This is a genomic window from Polaribacter ponticola, from assembly GCF_026191475.2.
Classification (GTDB): Bacteria; Bacteroidota; Bacteroidia; order Flavobacteriales; family Flavobacteriaceae; genus Polaribacter; species Polaribacter ponticola.
This window is the reverse complement of sequence record NZ_JAOSLC020000003.1, coordinates 294,565-313,575: the sequence shown is the minus strand read 5'-3', so window position 1 is coordinate 313,575 and position 19,011 is coordinate 294,565. Positions and strand designations below refer to the sequence as shown.

General features: G+C 29.5%; 16 protein-coding genes and 1 tRNA gene. 13 read left to right on the top strand and 4 right to left on the bottom strand.

Annotation, left to right across the window (positions count from 1 at the left end; all coding sequences use genetic code 11):
• The first annotated feature begins 559 nt into the window (after positions 1 to 559).
• The 13 genes from N5A56_RS06230 to N5A56_RS06170 all read left to right on the top strand — a co-directional run bounded on the left by N5A56_RS06230 (position 560) and on the right by N5A56_RS06170 (position 14,053).
• A complete protein-coding gene (locus tag N5A56_RS06230) occupies positions 560 to 1,435 on the top strand; it encodes a helix-turn-helix transcriptional regulator (protein WP_265724715.1) in 876 nt (291 codons plus the stop codon).
• A gap of 102 nt (positions 1,436 to 1,537) precedes the next feature.
• Positions 1,538 to 2,416, top strand: coding sequence for a nuclear transport factor 2 family protein (locus N5A56_RS06225; RefSeq protein ID WP_265724714.1), 879 nt, complete (start codon positions 1,538 to 1,540; stop codon positions 2,414 to 2,416).
• A 120-nt stretch (positions 2,417 to 2,536) separates the two neighbouring features.
• The gene (locus tag N5A56_RS06220; RefSeq protein WP_265724713.1) at positions 2,537 to 2,860 is read left to right on the top strand and encodes a DoxX family protein; all 324 of its coding nucleotides are present in this window, start codon (positions 2,537 to 2,539) and stop codon (positions 2,858 to 2,860) included.
• Positions 2,860 to 3,729 (top strand): NAD(P)H-binding protein, encoded by an 870-nt coding sequence (locus N5A56_RS06215; protein ID WP_265724712.1) that lies wholly within the window; start codon positions 2,860 to 2,862, stop codon positions 3,727 to 3,729. Before N5A56_RS06220 ends, N5A56_RS06215 begins: the two co-directional genes overlap by 1 nt.
• Positions 3,713 to 4,585 (top strand): SPL family radical SAM protein, encoded by an 873-nt coding sequence (locus N5A56_RS06210; RefSeq protein WP_265724711.1) that lies wholly within the window; start codon positions 3,713 to 3,715, stop codon positions 4,583 to 4,585. The genes N5A56_RS06215 and N5A56_RS06210 overlap by 17 nt, the downstream gene beginning before the upstream one ends.
• A gap of 11 nt (positions 4,586 to 4,596) precedes the next feature.
• Positions 4,597 to 5,007, top strand: a complete 411-nt coding sequence (locus N5A56_RS06205; protein WP_265724710.1) for a MoaF-related domain-containing protein — start codon at positions 4,597 to 4,599, stop codon at positions 5,005 to 5,007.
• A gap of 24 nt (positions 5,008 to 5,031) precedes the next feature.
• Positions 5,032 to 5,802 carry a nuclear transport factor 2 family protein gene (locus N5A56_RS06200; protein ID WP_265724709.1) on the top strand — a complete coding sequence of 257 codons (771 nt, stop codon included), beginning with the start codon at positions 5,032 to 5,034 and terminating at the stop codon, positions 5,800 to 5,802.
• A gap of 74 nt (positions 5,803 to 5,876) precedes the next feature.
• The gene (gene egtB, locus N5A56_RS06195; RefSeq protein WP_265724708.1) at positions 5,877 to 7,025 is read left to right on the top strand and encodes an ergothioneine biosynthesis protein EgtB; all 1,149 of its coding nucleotides are present in this window, start codon (positions 5,877 to 5,879) and stop codon (positions 7,023 to 7,025) included.
• Positions 7,026 to 7,027: 2 nt separating this feature from the next.
• Positions 7,028 to 7,963: an L-histidine N(alpha)-methyltransferase gene (locus N5A56_RS06190; protein WP_265724707.1), complete on the top strand. Its 936-nt coding sequence runs from the start codon at positions 7,028 to 7,030 to the stop codon at positions 7,961 to 7,963.
• Positions 7,964 to 9,228: 1,265 nt separating this feature from the next.
• Entirely contained in the window at positions 9,229 to 11,577 is a 2,349-nt protein-coding gene (locus N5A56_RS06185) for an outer membrane beta-barrel protein (protein ID WP_265724706.1), read from the top strand.
• A gap of 48 nt (positions 11,578 to 11,625) precedes the next feature.
• A complete protein-coding gene (locus tag N5A56_RS06180) occupies positions 11,626 to 12,273 on the top strand; it encodes a hypothetical protein (protein WP_265724705.1) in 648 nt (215 codons plus the stop codon).
• A gap of 146 nt (positions 12,274 to 12,419) precedes the next feature.
• Complete coding sequence (locus N5A56_RS06175; protein ID WP_265724704.1) at positions 12,420 to 13,367, top strand: sensor histidine kinase; 948 nt, start codon at positions 12,420 to 12,422, stop codon at positions 13,365 to 13,367.
• Entirely contained in the window at positions 13,364 to 14,053 is a 690-nt protein-coding gene (locus N5A56_RS06170; protein ID WP_265724703.1) for a LytR/AlgR family response regulator transcription factor, read from the top strand. The genes N5A56_RS06175 and N5A56_RS06170 overlap by 4 nt, the downstream gene beginning before the upstream one ends.
• Before the next feature lie 358 nt (positions 14,054 to 14,411).
• Here N5A56_RS06170 and N5A56_RS06165 read toward each other — a convergent pair.
• From N5A56_RS06165 to N5A56_RS06150, 4 genes are all read right to left on the bottom strand, one after another.
• Positions 14,412 to 14,493, bottom strand: a tRNA-Tyr gene (locus N5A56_RS06165).
• A 296-nt stretch (positions 14,494 to 14,789) separates the two neighbouring features.
• Complete coding sequence (locus N5A56_RS06160; RefSeq protein WP_265724702.1) at positions 14,790 to 17,909, bottom strand: ABC transporter permease/M1 family aminopeptidase; 3,120 nt, start codon at positions 17,907 to 17,909, stop codon at positions 14,790 to 14,792.
• Positions 17,910 to 17,923: 14 nt separating this feature from the next.
• The gene (locus N5A56_RS06155) at positions 17,924 to 18,079 is read right to left on the bottom strand and encodes a hypothetical protein (protein WP_265724701.1); all 156 of its coding nucleotides are present in this window, start codon (positions 18,077 to 18,079) and stop codon (positions 17,924 to 17,926) included.
• Positions 18,080 to 18,081: 2 nt separating this feature from the next.
• Entirely contained in the window at positions 18,082 to 18,969 is an 888-nt protein-coding gene (locus N5A56_RS06150; RefSeq protein WP_265724700.1) for an ABC transporter ATP-binding protein, read from the bottom strand.
• Positions 18,970 to 19,011: the final 42 nt, after the last annotated feature.

Sequence of the window (19,011 nt, the reverse complement as noted above, 5' to 3'; positions counted from 1 at the left end):
ATAATTATGCTGTCGCAGTAATTTTTTTAAACACAATTATCCATCGCTTGCCAACGCCAAAAAAAAGCAAAACCTTTTAGATTCTAATTAAATTCAGAAATTGTATTCAAGTTCTCGTTGTAAAAAAATCTTATTAACATTTCGCTAGCTTCACGCAACAGTATAAAATTTTCCAGCCACATTTTCCATGCTTTAAAATTTCTATACACTTGCTCGTTTCGTCTTTTATTTAAACCTTTTTTAAATTGTAACTATTAATATAATGTAAAATAGAATTTGAACTTTTAAACTCTCAATCTTTTCATTCTTATCTTTTTTTCTTAATAAAAAAAGAAACAAAAAAATCAAGACTGCACAAAACTTTGGAAACAATTACGGCTCGTTACGCTATATTTTAGGAAACATTATAACAAACCAAGACTATAAATAACTTACTTTAATATTTAGAAAACCAAGAATATTAGTTACTAAACCCCTAAAATATACACGCTCTACTCACCTATTGTTTTAGCCAAAGTTTTATGAGGTCGAGTAAAAAATAAACTAATATATTTACAACATGAGTCGTGAAGAAATTCCTGAATACAATTTTAGAGAAGAATATGAACAATTGGGTTTCGAAATTATTAAACTGGAATACTTTTACAGCCTGCATTCTATAGAAGAAAGAACAAATCCTCATAGATTAAAATTTTATGCACTTATATACATAACAAAAGGAAGAGATACACATATAATAGATTTTACGTCACATTCATATAAAGAAGGTAGTTTAATATTTGTGAGTAAAAACCAAGTGCATGCTTGGGGAAAAAAGAACAAAATTGGAGGTTATATCATTTTTTTTACAGAAGCATTTTTGTATAAAAATCAAATTCAATTTAATGACTTATCGTATTCTTATCCTTACAATTATAATTTATACAGTCCAGTTCTTCAAACAAAAGGTATTATTACTAAAGTGTTTACACAATTAATTAAACTTTTGTACAATGAATACAATCATTCATTTAAGAATATTCAAGAAGAATTATTACAATGTTTACTTCGTGTTTTAATTCTTAAAATTCAAGACTCCACTCCTTCCCTTATAAATAATGCTTCAAAAGAAACTGAAGCATTATTTGTTGAATTTCAAAAACAGTTAGACCAAAACATATCGCTAACAAGAAATGCTATAGATTACTGTAATATGCTTAATGTGTCTTATCACCAACTCAACAAGACAATTAAAACATTAACCAACAAAACAATAAAAGCATTTATTGATGATTTTGTTATTCTACAGGCAAAACGTTTGTTGGCAGATCCTACAAATAATGCTAACGAAGTGTCTTATGCTCTTGGTTTTGAAGAATCTACAAACTTTTCTAAATTCTTTAAAAAGCATACAGGAATTCCGCCAAAATTATTTTCTGACAGGTTAATTAAATAGCTAAATTAAAAGATTTACCATTATTAGTTTTTTTAAAAGGATTCACCTTTTGTATAAACCCATTTGATTGGACATTTGTATCAAATAAAAAACTTAATAATAATGAAACAATCAAAATTAATTTTAACAGGTATAATCATTTTTTCAATGCTATTTATTGCTTGTAGCGATGATGATGATAACGGAACAGTACAACCAACAAATACCGAAAAATCTATAGCTGTTTTACAAGCTATACAAAGTGGTGATGTAACTGCAATGCAAGACTATATAAGTGCTACAACTTATATTCAACACAATTTATCGTATCCAGACGGAGCAGCAGCAGTAATTGGTGCAACACAATCTGGTGCTTTTAGCGGAACAACAATTAATACAGTTCGTTCTTTTGAAGATGATGATATTGTTGTTTTACATTCTGAATACGGTGGAACTTGGAATGGTGGAACACCACAAGCTGTATTTGATGTATTCCGTTTTGAAAATGGGCTTATCGTAGAACATTGGGATAATTTAGACAATGTGCAAGATGATGGTGATAGCACAACACAATTAAATGGAACACTTACACCAACAACAGATTTAAGTCAAACATCAGCTAACAGAGCATTGATTACATTGTTTGGGCAAAACTTCTTCTTAAATGGAGAATATAGTGATGCAAGTTTTGCTACGTTTTTTAACGAAACTGATTTTGTACAACATAGTGTAAATGCTGGAACAGATATAACTGGATTAAAAGGTTTTGTACAAAATGTTTTAGGAGAAGGAACGCCTTTCTATCAGTCTATTGAATTTATTCATGTTGAAGGTAATTTTGCATTAATGCAATCACAAGGTTTTCCTGATGCAACATCAGGATTAGCTTCTGCTTATTATGATTTATTCCGAATAGAAGATGGGAAAATTGTTGAACATTGGGACGTTGTTCAAGAAATTCCTGCACAGGCAGATTGGGCAAATTCAAACGGTAAGTGGTAATACTTACTGATTTCATAAATCAAAGGTTGGATTAATAGTAAATCAGTGAACCCCTTACAATAATTGATTATCACTTCCAATTCAGCCCTTGATTAAAATTAACTTTTAAAAAAATATAAAATGTTTGTATTAAAAATAGTATTGGCAGTTGCGTTTGTAGTTGCAGGTGGCTTTAAAATATTTAGAGCAAAACCAATGGTAGATCAGTTTAAAGAATTTGGCTTGCCTAATTTTGGAGTTCAATTAGTTGGTACTTTAGAAGTATTAGGTGCTATAGGTTTATTTGTACCTTCATTATCATTATATGCTACAATTGGTCTAATAATTTTAATGATTGGAGCAGTATTTAATCATTTAAAAACAAAACATCCTTTTAAAACATTAGCACCAGCTCTTATTTTAGGAATTTTATCATCAATATTACTTTTTCTAATGATAAACTAATGAAAAAAGTTGCGATTACATTAGCTAGTGGGCAATTAGGAAGTAAAGTTATACAACAGCTTATAAAAGAAATAGGTAAAGAAAATGTTGTTGGTATAGCAAGGAATCCTAAAAAAGCAGAACATTTAGGTGTCGAAATCAGAAAGGCTGATTATAATAGCTTCGATGATTTTAGCAATGTATTGCAAAATATAGATACACTTTTGCTTATTTCAGGAGTTGATAAACCAGATACTAGAACAAAGCAACATCAAAACATAATAAAAGCTGCTCAGAAAAATAACGTTAAAAAAATTGTTTTTACTAGTGTAATTGGAAACCTAGAAAACACATCTTTTAAACCTATTTTACAAAGTAATCGACAAACAGAAACCGATATTATCAACTCTAAAATGGATTGGTCTATAGGCAGAAATAGTCTTTATATAGAGCCAGATTTAGAGTATGTTGAAACGTATAAAAAATTAGGAGTAATTGTAAATAGTGCTGCTAATGGTAAATGTGGTTACACAAGTAGAAATGAATTAGCTATTGCTTACACTAATATGTTACTTAATAAAAAATATAATAACAAGATCTATAATCTATTAGGAGAACCAGTTACGCAACAACAATTAGCAGACTCTATAAATAAGGAATATGGAACTAATATATCTTATCAAACAATTTCAGTTGTAGAATTCTTAAATGATAGATCAAAGGCTTTAGGAGAATTTTTAGGAATAATAATTAGCAGTATTTATGAGAATATTAAAAACGGATCTTTTAATTTAAAGTCTGATTTTGAAACTGTAACAGGAAGAAAACACAAGAATCTTTTAGAATTAATTCAAACCTATAAAAGAGAAACTAATGGCGTTAAAAATTAAAGAAATACAAGCAAAATCTATTATTGGAAGCACACAAGTTCCTTCGGCAGATTATGTAATTAATCCTTATACTGGATGTCAATTTGCATGCATGTATTGCTTTGCAAGTTTTATGGGACGTTTTGTTGGCGAAACCAATAATAATTGGGGAAATTATGTGTATGTAAAAACCAATGCTGTGGAACTAATGGAAAAGGATATTCTTCGATTGATGAAGAAAAATCCACATCCAAGAGTGGTGTTAAGTACTGTAACTGATCCTTATCAAGGTGTTGAAAAAAAGTATAGACTTACAAGAGGTATTTTAGAGACTTTTGCAAAAAATAATTATCAAGGACGTGTTGGTATATTAACAAAATCGCCAATGATTCTCGATGATTTAGAGCTTTTAAAAACAATTACAAATCTTGAAGTTGGTATGTCAATCACAACGACAGACGATAAATTAAGTCGTTTTTTAGAGGTACAAGCACCATTGGCAAGTGCGAGATTAAGGACTTTAAAAAAATTGAATGATGCTGGAATAAAAACCTATGTGTTTGTTGGTCCTTTTTTGCCTCATATGAAGTTGAAACCAGAATTAATCGATAAGTTATTTTCTGAAATACGTAAAGCTGGAACAACAGATATTAAGATAGAATATTTGAATCTTCCGAAGCATGTAAAACCGAGAATGAATAAGTTGCTAAAGGAAGAGTCAGAAGAAATTCAAGAAATATATTCTACTTCTCAATTAAAAAAATACAGAGAAGAAATAGAACCAATTTTAAGAGATTCACTTGAAAAATATGGATTGAAATTAAAATTTGATGAAATTGTTCATCATGTTGGTAAACAAAAATTAGTAGAAAATTAAAACACTAAACAATGAAAAAACTAACGATTCTTTTAGTATTACTTATAACCTCATTAGGTTCATTAGTAGCGCAAGAAAAACAAGCAGAACATTTATTAGATGGTACTTCAATGAAGTATTACTATCAAACCGGAATGGCAATACACTTAGAGCTGTATGAAGGAAAATTGAAGTATGAATGGATTGTTGGCCCAAGAAAAGGCAAAGGGAATAAAGATTTAGCATATAAGTCAAGAAAAATTGGAAACAAAATGTATATGATAAGCTGGTTAGAAGAATCGCATCCAGATTATATGACATTAATATTTAATTTTAATGAAAATGTAATGTATTCTTCAGGCATATTGCGATTTGGATCAGATAAACAATTTACAGTTTTTGATGGAGGAATTATCGAAGATTTAACTTTAGTAGAAAAATAAACTAATCAATTAAAAATTACAATTATGAGTCAAAAATTAGAAAATGCAAAAAACCTTTATTTAGAAGGAATTAAAGATGGAAACATGGATGTTGTAGAACAATATTCAGGAGATAGATATACACAACACAGTACTGGTGTTGCAGATGGAGCACAAGGTTTTAAAGACTTTTTTAAAGGATTTTTAGAACGTACAAAAGATAGAGATATTCGTGTAGTTAGAACTATTGAAGATGGCAGTTTCGTGTTTGTTCACGTATATCAAGACATTGATAACGGAGCCGCAAAATGGATTACTACTGATATGTTTGACACAGATGAAAACGATAAATTAGTAGAACATTGGGATGTTATTGCAGCCTATCAAGAGCCAGAAAAAAACGTGGGTGGAACGGATCAAGTTTTAGGTGATTTTGAAATAAAAGATTTAGATAAAACACAAGAAAATAAAGCATTAGTAAGAAGTTTTATTACAGAAGTTTTTCAAAATGGTAAGCATGATAAAATTGCAGATTATATTTCTACTGAAGAATATATTAACAGAAATCCAAATGTACCAAATGGTATTGATACTGTTAAGCAATTTTTAACAACACAAGATTTTAATTACGACTTTATCTTTAAAGTACTTGGACAAGGAAACCATGTTGTTACTTACTCTAAAGCAACTTTTAACGGAACAGAATTAGCGGTATTTGATATTTTTAGAATTGAAGACGGTAAAATCGTTGAGCATTGGGATAATATGGAACCTATTCCACCACGTTCGGAATGGGCTAATACTGGAAAATTTTAAATTCCCCGATTAATAGCAGAAAAGATTCCATGAGATTAATATCTTGTGGAATCTTTTAAAATCAATATGAATAAATGAATATTCTTAAATTATTTAATACTGTTAGAGCTAAAACAGAATCTATTTGCAAGCCTTTAAAAATTGAAGACTATGTAGTACAACCTTCTATTTTTGCAAGTCCAGCAAAATGGCATTTAGCACATACAACTTGGTTTTTTGAAGCCTTTATTCTTGAAAAGTATATTGAAGATTATTCTGTTTATGATAAGGATTTTAGTTTTCTTTTTAATAGTTATTATAATAATGCTGGAGATAGAATTTTTCGCGCAGACAGAGGTAATATTACGCGTCCTGATGTAAACGAAGTGTATTTATATCGTACGTATGTGGATGAGCATATTAAAGCACTAATAAAGCAAAATTCATCTCAAGAATTAAAAGATTTAATAGTTCTTGGTATGAATCACGAACAACAGCACCAAGAATTATTAACTACAGATATTAAATGCCTTTTAGGTAACAATCCCATTTTTCCTGTTTATAAAGAAGAAGCAAATTTTGTTGATGATTCAAATACTGAAAACGGGTTTGTAAAAATAAATGAAGGTGTTTATGAAATTGGTTATAACGAAGATGGATTTTGTTATGATAATGAATTAGGAAAGCATAAAGTATATGTCAATGATTTTGAAATAAGCAAAGCTTTGGTAACAAATGAAGAGTTTATTGCGTTCATAGAAGATGAAGGTTATTCTAACTTTAATCTTTGGTTAGATGAAGGCTGGTCTTGGGTTCAAGAGAATAACATTAAAGCACCAATGTATTGGCATAATATCAATAACAAATGGCATTATTTTACACTTTCTGGATTACAAAAAGTGAATCCTAAAGCCATTTTAAGTCATATCAATTTTTATGAAGCTAATGCATTTGCCGAATGGAAACAAATGCGATTAACAACCGAATTTGAATGGGAAATTGCTTCGGAAAAATTAAATTGGGGAAAACGTTGGGAATGGACTTATAGTGCATATTTACCTTATCCTAATTTTAAAAAAGCCGAAGGCGCAATTGGAGAATACAATGGCAAATTTATGATGAATCAAATGGTACTACGTGGAGCTTCGGTTGCAACTTCAAAAAATCACAGCCGAAATACATATCGAAACTTTTTTCATGCCCAAGAAAGATGGCAATTCACAGGAATTAGACTTGTTAAATAATTATGATAGAACAATTTAAAAAAGACGTAGATACTGGATTATCTGCGCAACCAAAGCATCTATCATCAAAATATTTTTATGATGATATTGGTAGTCAAATCTTTCAGAAAATTATGGCAATGCCAGAATATTATTTAACCGATTCTGAATTTGAAATACTATCGCTTCAAGCAAAACAAATAGCTGAAAAATTAAATTTCTATGGTACTTTTAATATCATTGAACTTGGTGCAGGAGATGGCTATAAAACAATCAAACTTTTAAAGAACTTCATCGAACTTGGTTTAGAATTCACTTATATTCCAGTTGATATTTCTAAAAAAGCAATTGATATTTTATTAGAAAAAGTAGCAAAGGAAATTCCAGATTTAAAAGTAAAGCCATTTGTTGGTGATTATTTTAAATTGTTGAGTACGATGCCAAATGATATACCTAGTTTGGTATTGTTTTTAGGAAGTAATATTGGTAATTTCAAAAAAGACGATGCACAATATTTTTTAAAGAGTATTCAAAACCATCTAAAGCCTAATGACAAATTATTAATTGGTTTCGATTTGCAGAAAAATCCAATTACTATAAAAAATGCTTATGACGATCCTCATGGAATTACAAAAGCATTTAACATGAATTTATTGCATCGTATTAATAATGAATTAGGAGCAGATTTCAGATTGGATAAATTTGATTTTTATTGTCATTATAATCCTGTTAATGGCGAAGTTAGAAGTTATTTAGTGAGTTTAAAGCAACAAGATGTTTATATTAAATCATTAGATAAGAGCTATTCTTTTGATTACAATGAACTCATTTGGACAGAACTATCAAAGAAGTATTCTTTTACTGAAATTGAGAGTTTTTGTACAGCTTCAAAATTTAAATTGACTCATAATTTTTTAGATTGCAAACATTACTTTATAGATAGTCTATGGAGTGTTTAATCCATTCCACACACATTCCACTACTCTCCTATCGTCGTTTCGTAAAAAGCGTGTTCCATTACATTTTTAAAGAAACTTTTAGAAAGAAAAAAATCAAAGAAGAATAGAACTGGTAAAAGCTTTTTACCAAATTAAAGTAACATAACGCAGAACATTATAGTACATTTTTAATTAGGGATTATCCAGTGGATGATTCATAATTAAAAACTTCTTTTTTAATATAGCCGTTTTTCCGGCTATTTACAAATAATATCAGATATAACACCTTTAGGTTTATATCGATAGATATTATGTTAAAAGAAATTACGGCTAATTAACTTCTAGGTTTATTTGATAGCTATAATTCTATATTATGTAAAATATCCCACAGTATTTAGTTTTCATAATAAACGTTTGTACTTGGGTCATTAAACATTATCGTTTTTGCTTTTCGATAAATTTAATATTCTGTACAATTGTTCAAGTTTTTTTAAATACGCGATTCTCAAGAAACTTCAGAACTATAAATTTGATACTATAATTAGTCGTTATGTAAAATTGCCACTACCAAACGCTCGATTGCTTTTATAAAATCAAATTGCTTATTGCAATTTATTTATAACACAATTATCCAACGCTTGCCAGCGCCAAAATAAAAGCTAACCTTTTGCTATTATTAAAAATCGCGTATTCGATAAAATGTACGTAATAAAAAATTTTAGACGATTCTCGTAAGCTTGCCACAAGAGCATAAATTTTATGAAATCGACTTTTTAGGAGATTCACGAACACATTTGAAGTTTCTGCAAATAATTAAATATGTGAGTAAAAATAAAATTCTATGAACTTGTTATATTTAGAACTTCAATTAATCTTCTTTTTCATCTTTCATTATCTTTTTTCTTGAAACAAAAATTCAAGGCTGCATATAATTTTGGAAACAATTAACGGTTCATTCGCTATATTTTAGGAAACATTGGAACTGATTAACATTGCTTTGAAATCCCTTGTATAATTGAAACTATTAAGATATTGTATTACTAAAACCCTAAAATACGCACGCTCTTTTCTCCTATTGTTTAACCAAAATTTTATGAGGACAAGGTTAATATTGAGTTTCTATTTTACATAATACTATTTTATCATTAGAGTTTCTACAGCAAACATGCATTTCATCCTTCGCTTGTGCATTTCAAATGTTTGTCTTTCATAAAATTCAACAACTGCTGTACACTTGTATCAAATTAAAAAACACAAACCATGAATTTTATAAAATCGTATTACAATTGTTGCTTTTTTTAGCTTTGTTTTTTATAACAAACCTAAACGCACAACACCGCATAACAGGCATCATTACAGACGTAGAAAAAAATCCGTTAGAATATGCAAATGTTGTTCTTAAAAACGCTACTACAAACCAATTAATTACTGGTGTAATTACCAATTCACAAGGGGAATTTGAAATCTCTTTAAAAACTTCACAAAAGGTTATTATGGAGTTGAGTTTTATTGGTTATACTTCCGTTTCCAAACAATTACACATTACTAAAAACAGCAACTTAGGTGTTTTTATTTTAAAAGAAGATAGCAATTTATTAGAAAGTGTGACTATCACCGCTACAAAACCTATGTTAAGCAGACGCGAAGACAAGTTGGTGTTTAATGTACAGAACAGTCCGTTAAAAATAAATGCTAACGGAATGGAAGTATTAAGGCAAACGCCATTGCTTTGGGTTGAAGAAAACAGTATTAGCATGCGTAACGAAGCAGTTGTTGTTTTTGTGAATGGCAAAAAAATAAACTTATCTGGAGACCAATTAACGAATTATGTTCGCACAATAAAATCAGAAAACATAAAAAGTATAGAAATTACGACAAGTAAATCTGCTAAGTTAGATGCCAATAGTAAAGGCGGTAGCATTAATATTATATTGTTAAAAAAACGATTGGGCTTTAATGGAAGCGTGCATACTGCCTATAAATTTGCTAGAGAAGGCTATTATCAAACCTATGCCTCTTCAAATTTTAATTATGGTGCAGAAACTTGGAACCTGTATGGAAACTATAACAATGTTAAATACACTGGCTTACGACGTATCAACATCCTTTCTAACTTTAGCCAGCAACAAAGTCAAATTGAAACGTTGAACACAGAAAACTACAATGATCAGCGACATTATTCTCAACTTGGTTTTGTAAGTAGTTTTGGTACAAACCACGAGTTAGGAATTGAAGTTTTTAGTGCTATCGTAAATAAAAACTCCCCTATTCTTGCCGATTTGAGTTTCTATAAAAATCAAGTATTAGAAGATAAAGGGCAAATATCTACAACTAACACTCCTAAAAATAACTTGTTTACAGCGGTAGTCAACTATTCTTGGAAAATTGACAAGAACCAAGCACTAAAAGTTTTTGCAGATTATTTAAATCAAAACAATGCTGCAAAAAGAACTACAAAGTCAGTTTATTCTATGGGGAACTTTGAAGATACTTTTGAAAAATACGATGCTGATGCTTCTGCAATCAGTTATGCATTGCAAACTGACTATGCAGCTCAAGTATCTAAAAAAACAAAACTAGAGACTGGTTTTAAATATGGTTTTATAGATAAAGGAAATGATTTATTAACGGAATATGAAGTGCAGAATACTTTTATTATTGATCCAAACCGTACAACCTCATTAGACTATAAAGAACAAATTAGTGCAGCTTATATGTCTGTTAGTAGCAATTTTACAGCTACAAATTTTTTAAAGTTAGGATTGCGTGTAGAAAACACCAGCCTAAATAGAATTAATAACTATACAGGTGCAAAAGTTACTCAAAACTATACCAATTGGTTTCCTTCTATTTTTTACTCCAAAAAATTAGCTTCTACAAAATCTATATCTGCCAGTTATTCTAGAAGTATTCAAAGACCTTCTTTTCAGTTGTTGAACAATGAAATACAAAAGATCAATGATTTTAATTTTATTGTGGGTAATCCAGATTTAACACCCGAATTTAAAAATGCTTTTGAAATTACCTATCAACAAAAAAAGAATGTGATTTCTCTATATTACAACAGAACCATTGATAATATCAATGCGGTGTATTTTGTAGAAAATGACATTGCCTATTTAAAGAATCAAAATATTGGAACACATGTTGAGTATGGTGTAGAATATGGAAGTTCTAAAAAACTAACCAATTGGTGGAGTTTACAATATTCGGCAACATTATTTCATTCAAAATTCTTAGATGGGAATCAACAATCTAACTTTGAAAAAACTAGTTTATATACTAATTTCTCAACAAATTTTACATTAAATAATACCACACATTTTGATGTAATTGGTAGATATATTTCACCAACTACGGCTCCTTTTAACGAGAATGAAGCGTATCATAGTTTTATCTTTGTTTTTAAGAAATCGTTTTTACAGAAGAAATTGCAATTGAGAGTTACCATAGACGATGTTTTTAATACCATAAAGTACAATAGTGTAAATACCTTTGAAAATTACACAACTAGAAAAGCAGACAAGCCAATGACTCAAAAAATGTATGTTGGATTGACCTATAATTTTACTTCGAAAGCCAAAACCGCAAGTAAAAGAAATCGTTCTAAAAATGATGCCAGAAGAAGGCTGTAATATTTTGTAGTTTTGTTAAAAAATAGAATCCAACTAAAACAAAAAGAATTGAAAAAAGTCTTGTTTTTAACTGCTTTAACCTGCTGTGTATTATTTTCTAATGCACAGCAGAAAGTAGTAGAGTATTCGGGAACTGAAATAGATTTTGGAACCTTAAAAGCGGGCACACTTTACAAAGGAGTGGACCAGAAATTGGTTGGGCAATATTTGAATATTATAGACATTCATGCTGTTGCAAGTACAGAGCATAATCTTTGGACACTTACCTATCAGTTTGAATTAAAAGATTCCATTATAAAAGCAGAAGATATTTGGCTTCAATTACGAAGCAATGTCAATGCTGCAGAAGTCTATTTTAACGGACAGTTGTTATTAAATAATGGTCTGGTTGGAATGTCTATAAGCACTGAGAAAAATGGACTAAATTTGATTCGAAAACACATTTCTAGAAATGTATTAGTTGTTGGTGTTAATGAATTGAAAGTCCGTTTTTCTAACTATAAAAACAAAGAAGGTGTTATTTTTAGAGACCTAGCTATTGGTTCCTTAACAAGTTTCACAGACCATGCAAGAACAATTCATACTGCTTCTTTATTATTTTCGGGAATCTTTCTATTTGCTATTTTAATTAATATCGCCTTGTATTTTTCTCTCAATAGAAAAAAACGTTTCTGTTATTGGGTTTTTTGTTTTTAATGAATTTTGTATTGAGCATGTATGAAACCCTGTATTGGAATGGGTTGACCGAAAGCATTTCATTTATACATAGCAAAACACTGAAAGCGGGCCTAGAATATATTAGCTCCTTTACCTTGCTTTGCATCGTTTATTTCGAATTTGGATTGGAACGTAAGAAATTCTTTTTAGCAATTATTGTTTTTGGTTTGATTGTACTATTTGGCGATGTCTTTTCGTTGCCTATGGCAATTTCTTTAAGCTTAATTCCTTTTGTGTTTAGTTGTTTACCATCTAAAAATGATATTGATACTAAAAACTTGATTCGCTTTTCGTTATTCGTGATTTTCTTTTTCACCTTTTTAGATGATTATGATTTAATTGAAGATTTTGATTTTGTATATAGAAACTACATCATTACTTCTATCGTTTTTAAGATTGACCTTTTAGGAATGGTATTGTTTGCTGTGATGATGATTTATACCTCTGCTAAAGGGATCTTTATAGAGACGCAAAAATTAAATGCTACCAAATTACAATTAGAACAACTAGAATATCAATTTTTACAAAAACATATTCAGCCTCATTTTTTAATGAACTCCTTAATGTCTTTACAACAATTGGTTACAACAGACACTGAGAACGCTAGTGAAATGATTGAAGCTTTGTCTGAAGAGTTTCACTTATTAACCACCATGACAAAGAAAAAATTGGTGCCAATTACTGATGAAATCAACATGTGCAAAACACATTTACAAATAATGAGTATTCAGCAAAGAGCATCTTATCAATTAATAGTAAACGGAATTGTCGGTGATGAAACCATTCCTCCAGCTGTAATTCATACCTTGGTAGAAAACGGAATTACACATGGTTATTCTGGAAATGACAATGCCCATTTTGAGTTGACAAAAACAAAGATAGTAACCGGAATTCAATATCGCTTATTTAATGATAGTAAAAAGCAGTCAATGCCTAAAAAACCAACTACAGGTAGCGGTATCAAATACATAGAAGCTCGTTTAGAAGAATGTTATCCAAAGAAATGGACATTGACATCAAAAGCAGTAGAAAATGGCTGGGAAGCGATTATTCAAATACATACAAGCATATGAATACCTTAATTGTAGAAGACATCACATTAATTGCAGAACGCATTGCAGATTTAACAACAGCCTATGTATCTGGAGCTAAAATTACCATTTCTCATACCTTAGAAGATGCAAAACTACACATTCAAGAAAAAGCATTTGACTTGTTACTTTTAGATTTAAATTTAAATGGAAAAGATGGTTTTGAACTATTACAAACAGCAGCGGCTAGCTCTTTTCAAACAATTATTATTACTGCAAATAGAGATCAAGCAGCCAATGCATTTGATTATGGTGTTTTTGATTTTATTAGCAAACCAATTTTAGAAACTCGATTTAAAGTAGCTATTGATCGTTTACAAAATAACACCGCATCTTATAGAGAACAATTAAAACAATTGGCGGTAAAAACAAAAGGTGCAATTCAATTAATCCCCTTAGAGAAAATATTTTATATAAAGGCTTCAGGTAATTATTCAGAAATTTACACCAAAGACAAGCAATGTTTTTTACATGATAAAAATCTAGAAAAGCTTCTTGCTATTTTACCTGAAAAATATGAAAGAGTGCATAGATCTTTTGTTTTAGACACAAATAAAATACAAAAAATTATAAAACATGGAAGTGGAAAATACAGTCTGCAATTACAAAATGATTTTTCTATTCCGTTAAGTAGAGAAATTTATAAGAAAATGAATAATCACTTCTAATCTTTTTACAATTTCATATATAACTATCCATTCCACACACATTATGCTTCACTCCTACGTCGTCGAATAAAAAGTGTTCCATTAACATTGTAGAAGAAACTTTTGAGAATATTTTTTTTAAAGAAACTGAAGTAACAACTTTCGCTTTTTACCAAAGCAAAGTAACATAACGCAGAACATTATAGTACATTTTTAATTAGGGATTATCCAGTGGATGATTCATAATTAAAAACTTCTTTTTTAATATAGCCGTTTTTCCGGCTATTATTTGCATGAGTTTGCTTCGGCGAAAAGCCTCGAATGACACTTTTATGCTTTTTGTGTTGTTGTTCTTATGGAGAATGAAAAAAGTAAATTGTGGGGAGAGCAGGATTCGAACCTGCGAAGACGTAGTCAACGGAGTTACAGTCCGTCCTCGTTGGCCGCTTGAGTATCTCCCCTTTTATTTACTATTTTAAAGAACTTGCTAATTACATTTGTAATGCAATGTTTTTTTTAAAGGTTGCGAATATACAAAGTTTTGATAAATGTCCTAAAAAAAAGTATTTTTTTTATTAAAGAAAATTTCAATAAATTTTATGTGAAACAAATACTCTTACAAAACGAAAGTTGTAAAAAAACAAATGCAATTACCCAACGGATAATTGCATTTGAAAAAACTATGAATATGGAGATTCATTTTACCTAAGACTCAATTACATATGAGTTTTAGATAACTTTTAAATGCTATTTTTATTTATTGTTCTTTTGCTGTTGGCATTACTTTCTCAAACAAATCTGTAACTAAAGACTGTTTATTTATTGGTGCAACTTCTCTAAAATAGCCCAATAAATCTTTAGAGGTTGCATATCTATTTGTGTTTATTTTTAGTTTACCATCTTGTGTATTCCAATCTCTAATAAAGTTTTTAATAGCAAGATTAACATTTGCTTCTCCTATCTGTTTTTGAAACTCATACATATTAATTACACCTTTAGAATAATAGATATATTTTTGATTTTCTACTAAAGCTAAAGAAGGTTCTTTCTCACTTTCTCTACTTTTTTCCGCTAAGTATTTGCCTTTATGAGTGTTTAAAAACTGTTGCACTTTTTCTTCTGAATAATGCTTTTTTAAAACCATTATTGCAGCGTATTGCGATAAGCTTTCTAAAATTAAATGCTGACCTTGTACATTTGCCGCTTCTACTTGCATTAAAAACCATTGATGTGCCAATTCGTGTGCAGTTACATAAAATGCCATGTCTACATCTTTTTCATCATCAATATCTAACACAAAACCAATTGCTTCAGAAAAAGGAACTGTTCCTGGAAAAGATTGGGCAAATTCTACATAACGAGGAAACTCTAAAATACGCATTTGTTTAAATTGATAAGGACTAAAATTTGTACTGTAATAATCAAACGAAGCCTTCATAGATTTCATCATTCTGTCTATGTTATAATCGTGTTCTTTATGATAAAAAATTTCTAAATCTATAGGCTTTTTAACAGAATCTATTGTTTGCAACCAAGTTTCCTTTTTAACTTCATATTTTGCAGAAACAATGGCGTAAAAATTATTCATTTGAGTATCCATTTTATAATGAAAATAATTACGGTTGTTTTCTTGCCAATTCTTTAATAAATTACCAGGAGCAATTGCGGTTTGATCTATAGCTGTACCTACAACCATTTCAAACTGAATTCCTGCAGAATCACCTCCGTCTCTAGTGTAAAGCAACTCTTTTGTATCTTCTCTTTTAGCTTTACCTTGTCTGCTTGGTAAATTAAAATCTGCACGTTCTTTATTATTTCGTAGTTCGTACCTTCTATTATATCCTAAAGATGGAAATGTTTTTTCGTTAAAAAATGTACCATTATATACAATATTAGAATTAGAGCCACCTTGTTTAAAACCTTTTGTTGTAAAGGTTTGGCTAAAGCTCATTTTTATAGAATCTCCAACCTCTAATGGCTGTTTTAGTTTGTATATATGATAATCAAATTTTGCATATTGATTATCAATTGTTACTTCACTATCGAAAGTAACTGCCTCAATTGCTATATTTTCTTCTAACCTTTTTTGAACATGAATTTCTCTAATAGGAGAATCGTGCATATTTTTAAGTAAATAAAAACCTTTAGCAGTATAATCTCTAGTTGATGGATATAATTCTACTTTTAAGTTTACAGCTGTTATTTTTGGCTGTGGCAAATATTCAAACTTTTTTAATGTTTTCTCATAATTAACTTTAAACGCTGTCTTTTCAGTATTTGTCCAGTATTTATTTAAAATGTTTGTATTGTAAAAAATGAAACTTCCAAGAGTTAAAAATGCGATTAAAACAATACTTGCCAATTTAAAAAGTGGCTTACTTAGTCTAAATCTGCTTGCTTTTATTCTTTTTAACAAATTAGTTTCTGTACCTCTTACAATTACCAAAGAGCCAATAATTAGTAATAATATTGCAAAAAGAAACCAATAGGATTTAACAATTAAATAAGGTGTTAATAAATGACCATAACCATTCATATCTGAATACGTTCCTAAAGCACTACCTCCAAACAAATATAAATCGTGATTATATCCTAATAAACCCATTGCTACATTGACAATGAAGTATATAATAACCAACATAATACCTAAAAACTTATTGTTTACAACAGATTGTATAAAAAAAGCAATACAAGTATACAAGGCTAAAAATGGTAAAATCTCTACAAAGAAACCTGTAAAATAAACATTGAATTCGTATTTATAATAACCATTTACTGTTTGAAAAATAACACCAGATATTATTAATGCAAGCATTAAAACTGTGTAAATTAAGTTTAATCCAATATACTTACCTACTAATTTTATAAAACTAGACATTGGTGTTGCATCATAAATTAAATCCAGTTTTGCACCTCGTTCTTTCCAAACCAATTCTCCAGAATAAAAGACTAAAATGGCAATAAAGAAAAACATAGACGTTTCTTTTAGTTCTTCTACAATAAAATACGTTGCAGGAAAACTATCTACATCATAAACTGTACCTAAGTTTACAGAATTAATTAAGATGATAATCATACCACAAATAACAATTCCCAAAAAAGATGATTGTTTACAAATACTTACAAAATAAAACCAAGAAAATTGTTTAAGTTGATTCCATTTAGATAATAAACCATACTCTTTTTTAGCTTGAGGTATTACTACATTAATCGCTTTATTAGTATTTTTATGAACTAGTTTTTGATTTTTCTTAGCTTTCTTTTCTTTAACAATATTAAAACTGAATTTCTTATAACCATATATTAACGCTAAAAGACCTAAAGAAATCCAAAACAGTTTGTTATACATTATAATTCCAAAAAACGGTACGGCTTGTGTGCTTTTTTCTGCAATAGACCAAGTTGATATTGCTAAACTTGTTGTTGTTAACGAAAAAGGATCTAAAATGGCTTGCCAAAAATCGTTTGTTATAGCTTTGGTTAACATAAAAATAACAAATATGAAAATACCTTGTGTGTACACTACAACTAGGTTTCTAGTTAATGCTCCTGTTACAAAAAATAACGCAGCTCCAAAAAATAAGGTTGGCAACGTAATCATTAAAAAAGTCTTTACATATACAAATGCATTAAAAGCTAATAAATCATCAGGATTGTGCCAAGGCATCAATTCGCCCAACATCATACCAAATAAAATTCCTGAGAAAGCAAATAATAGCACTGTAAAAGCACCTAAAAACCGGCCTAGTAAATAATCTTTTTTACTAATTGGTGTAGAAAACATTAAAGATTCAATATTGTATTCAAAATCTCTTAAAACAGAAACTCCCATAATCATAGAAGCTAAAATCATGAATAAACCAGAAATAGCTCCCATTGTTTTTGCTATTATTATTGGCGAATTTTTTTCATTACGCCTAATTCTGGTCCTTGAAAAATAAAGTCTACTCCAACAATTGAAAATAGAAAAAGGAAAAGAAAAAACACATAGGTGTCTGGTCGTTTTAAACGATATTGTATTTCGAATTTAAAAATTTCGTACCACATAATTAATGAGATTTAGCGTTTGTATTATTAAAAATTTCAGAAAAATACACATCTTCTAACTCTGCATTAATTTGCGTAAATCCGTCTCCAGGATTCACATCACTTAAAATATGAATGTTTGGTTTACCTAAAAATAATCTTTCACTAATTACTTGGTAATTTTGCTTGTAGCTATTTAACTCTTGCTTATGAATTGTTTTTTTGTAAACTTTACCTTTCATATCCTCAATTATTTTCTTCGGATTCCCTTTTAAACAAACTTGCCCTTTATTAATAATTGCCATGTTTGTACAAAGCTCCTTCACATCATCAACAATATGAGTAGATAAAATAACTACGGTTTTTTCTCCTATTTCGCTTAATACATTGTAAAAACGATTACGCTCTACAGGATCTAATCCTGCAGTTGGTTCATCTACAATTAATAATTTAGGATTACTAAGTAAAGCTTGGGCAATTCCAAAACGTTGTTTCATTCCGCCAGAAAAACCTTTTAAGTTTTGTTTTCTTACTTCATATAAATTGGTTTTAATTAAAAGTGCATTTACTAAATCGTTTCGCTCACCTTTATTATTTATCCCTTTTAATATTGCAAAATGGTTTAATAAAAATTCTGCTGATAACTTAGGGTACAATCCAAACTGTTGTGGTAAATACCCTAATACTTGTCTTAGCTCGTTCTTTTGTTTTAAAACATCTATTTCTCCTAGTTTAATAGAACCTTTATCTGCTTCTTGTAAAGTTGCAATAGTTCTCATTAAAGTAGATTTTCCGGCGCCATTTGGTCCTAATAAGCCAAACATTCCTGTAGGAATTTCTAGCGAAATATTTTGAAGTGCTTGTACACCATTAGCATAGGTTTTTGATAAATTGTCGATAATGAGTTCCATATTATTCGTTTTTTGTTCTGAATATAATTTTCAGAATGGTTA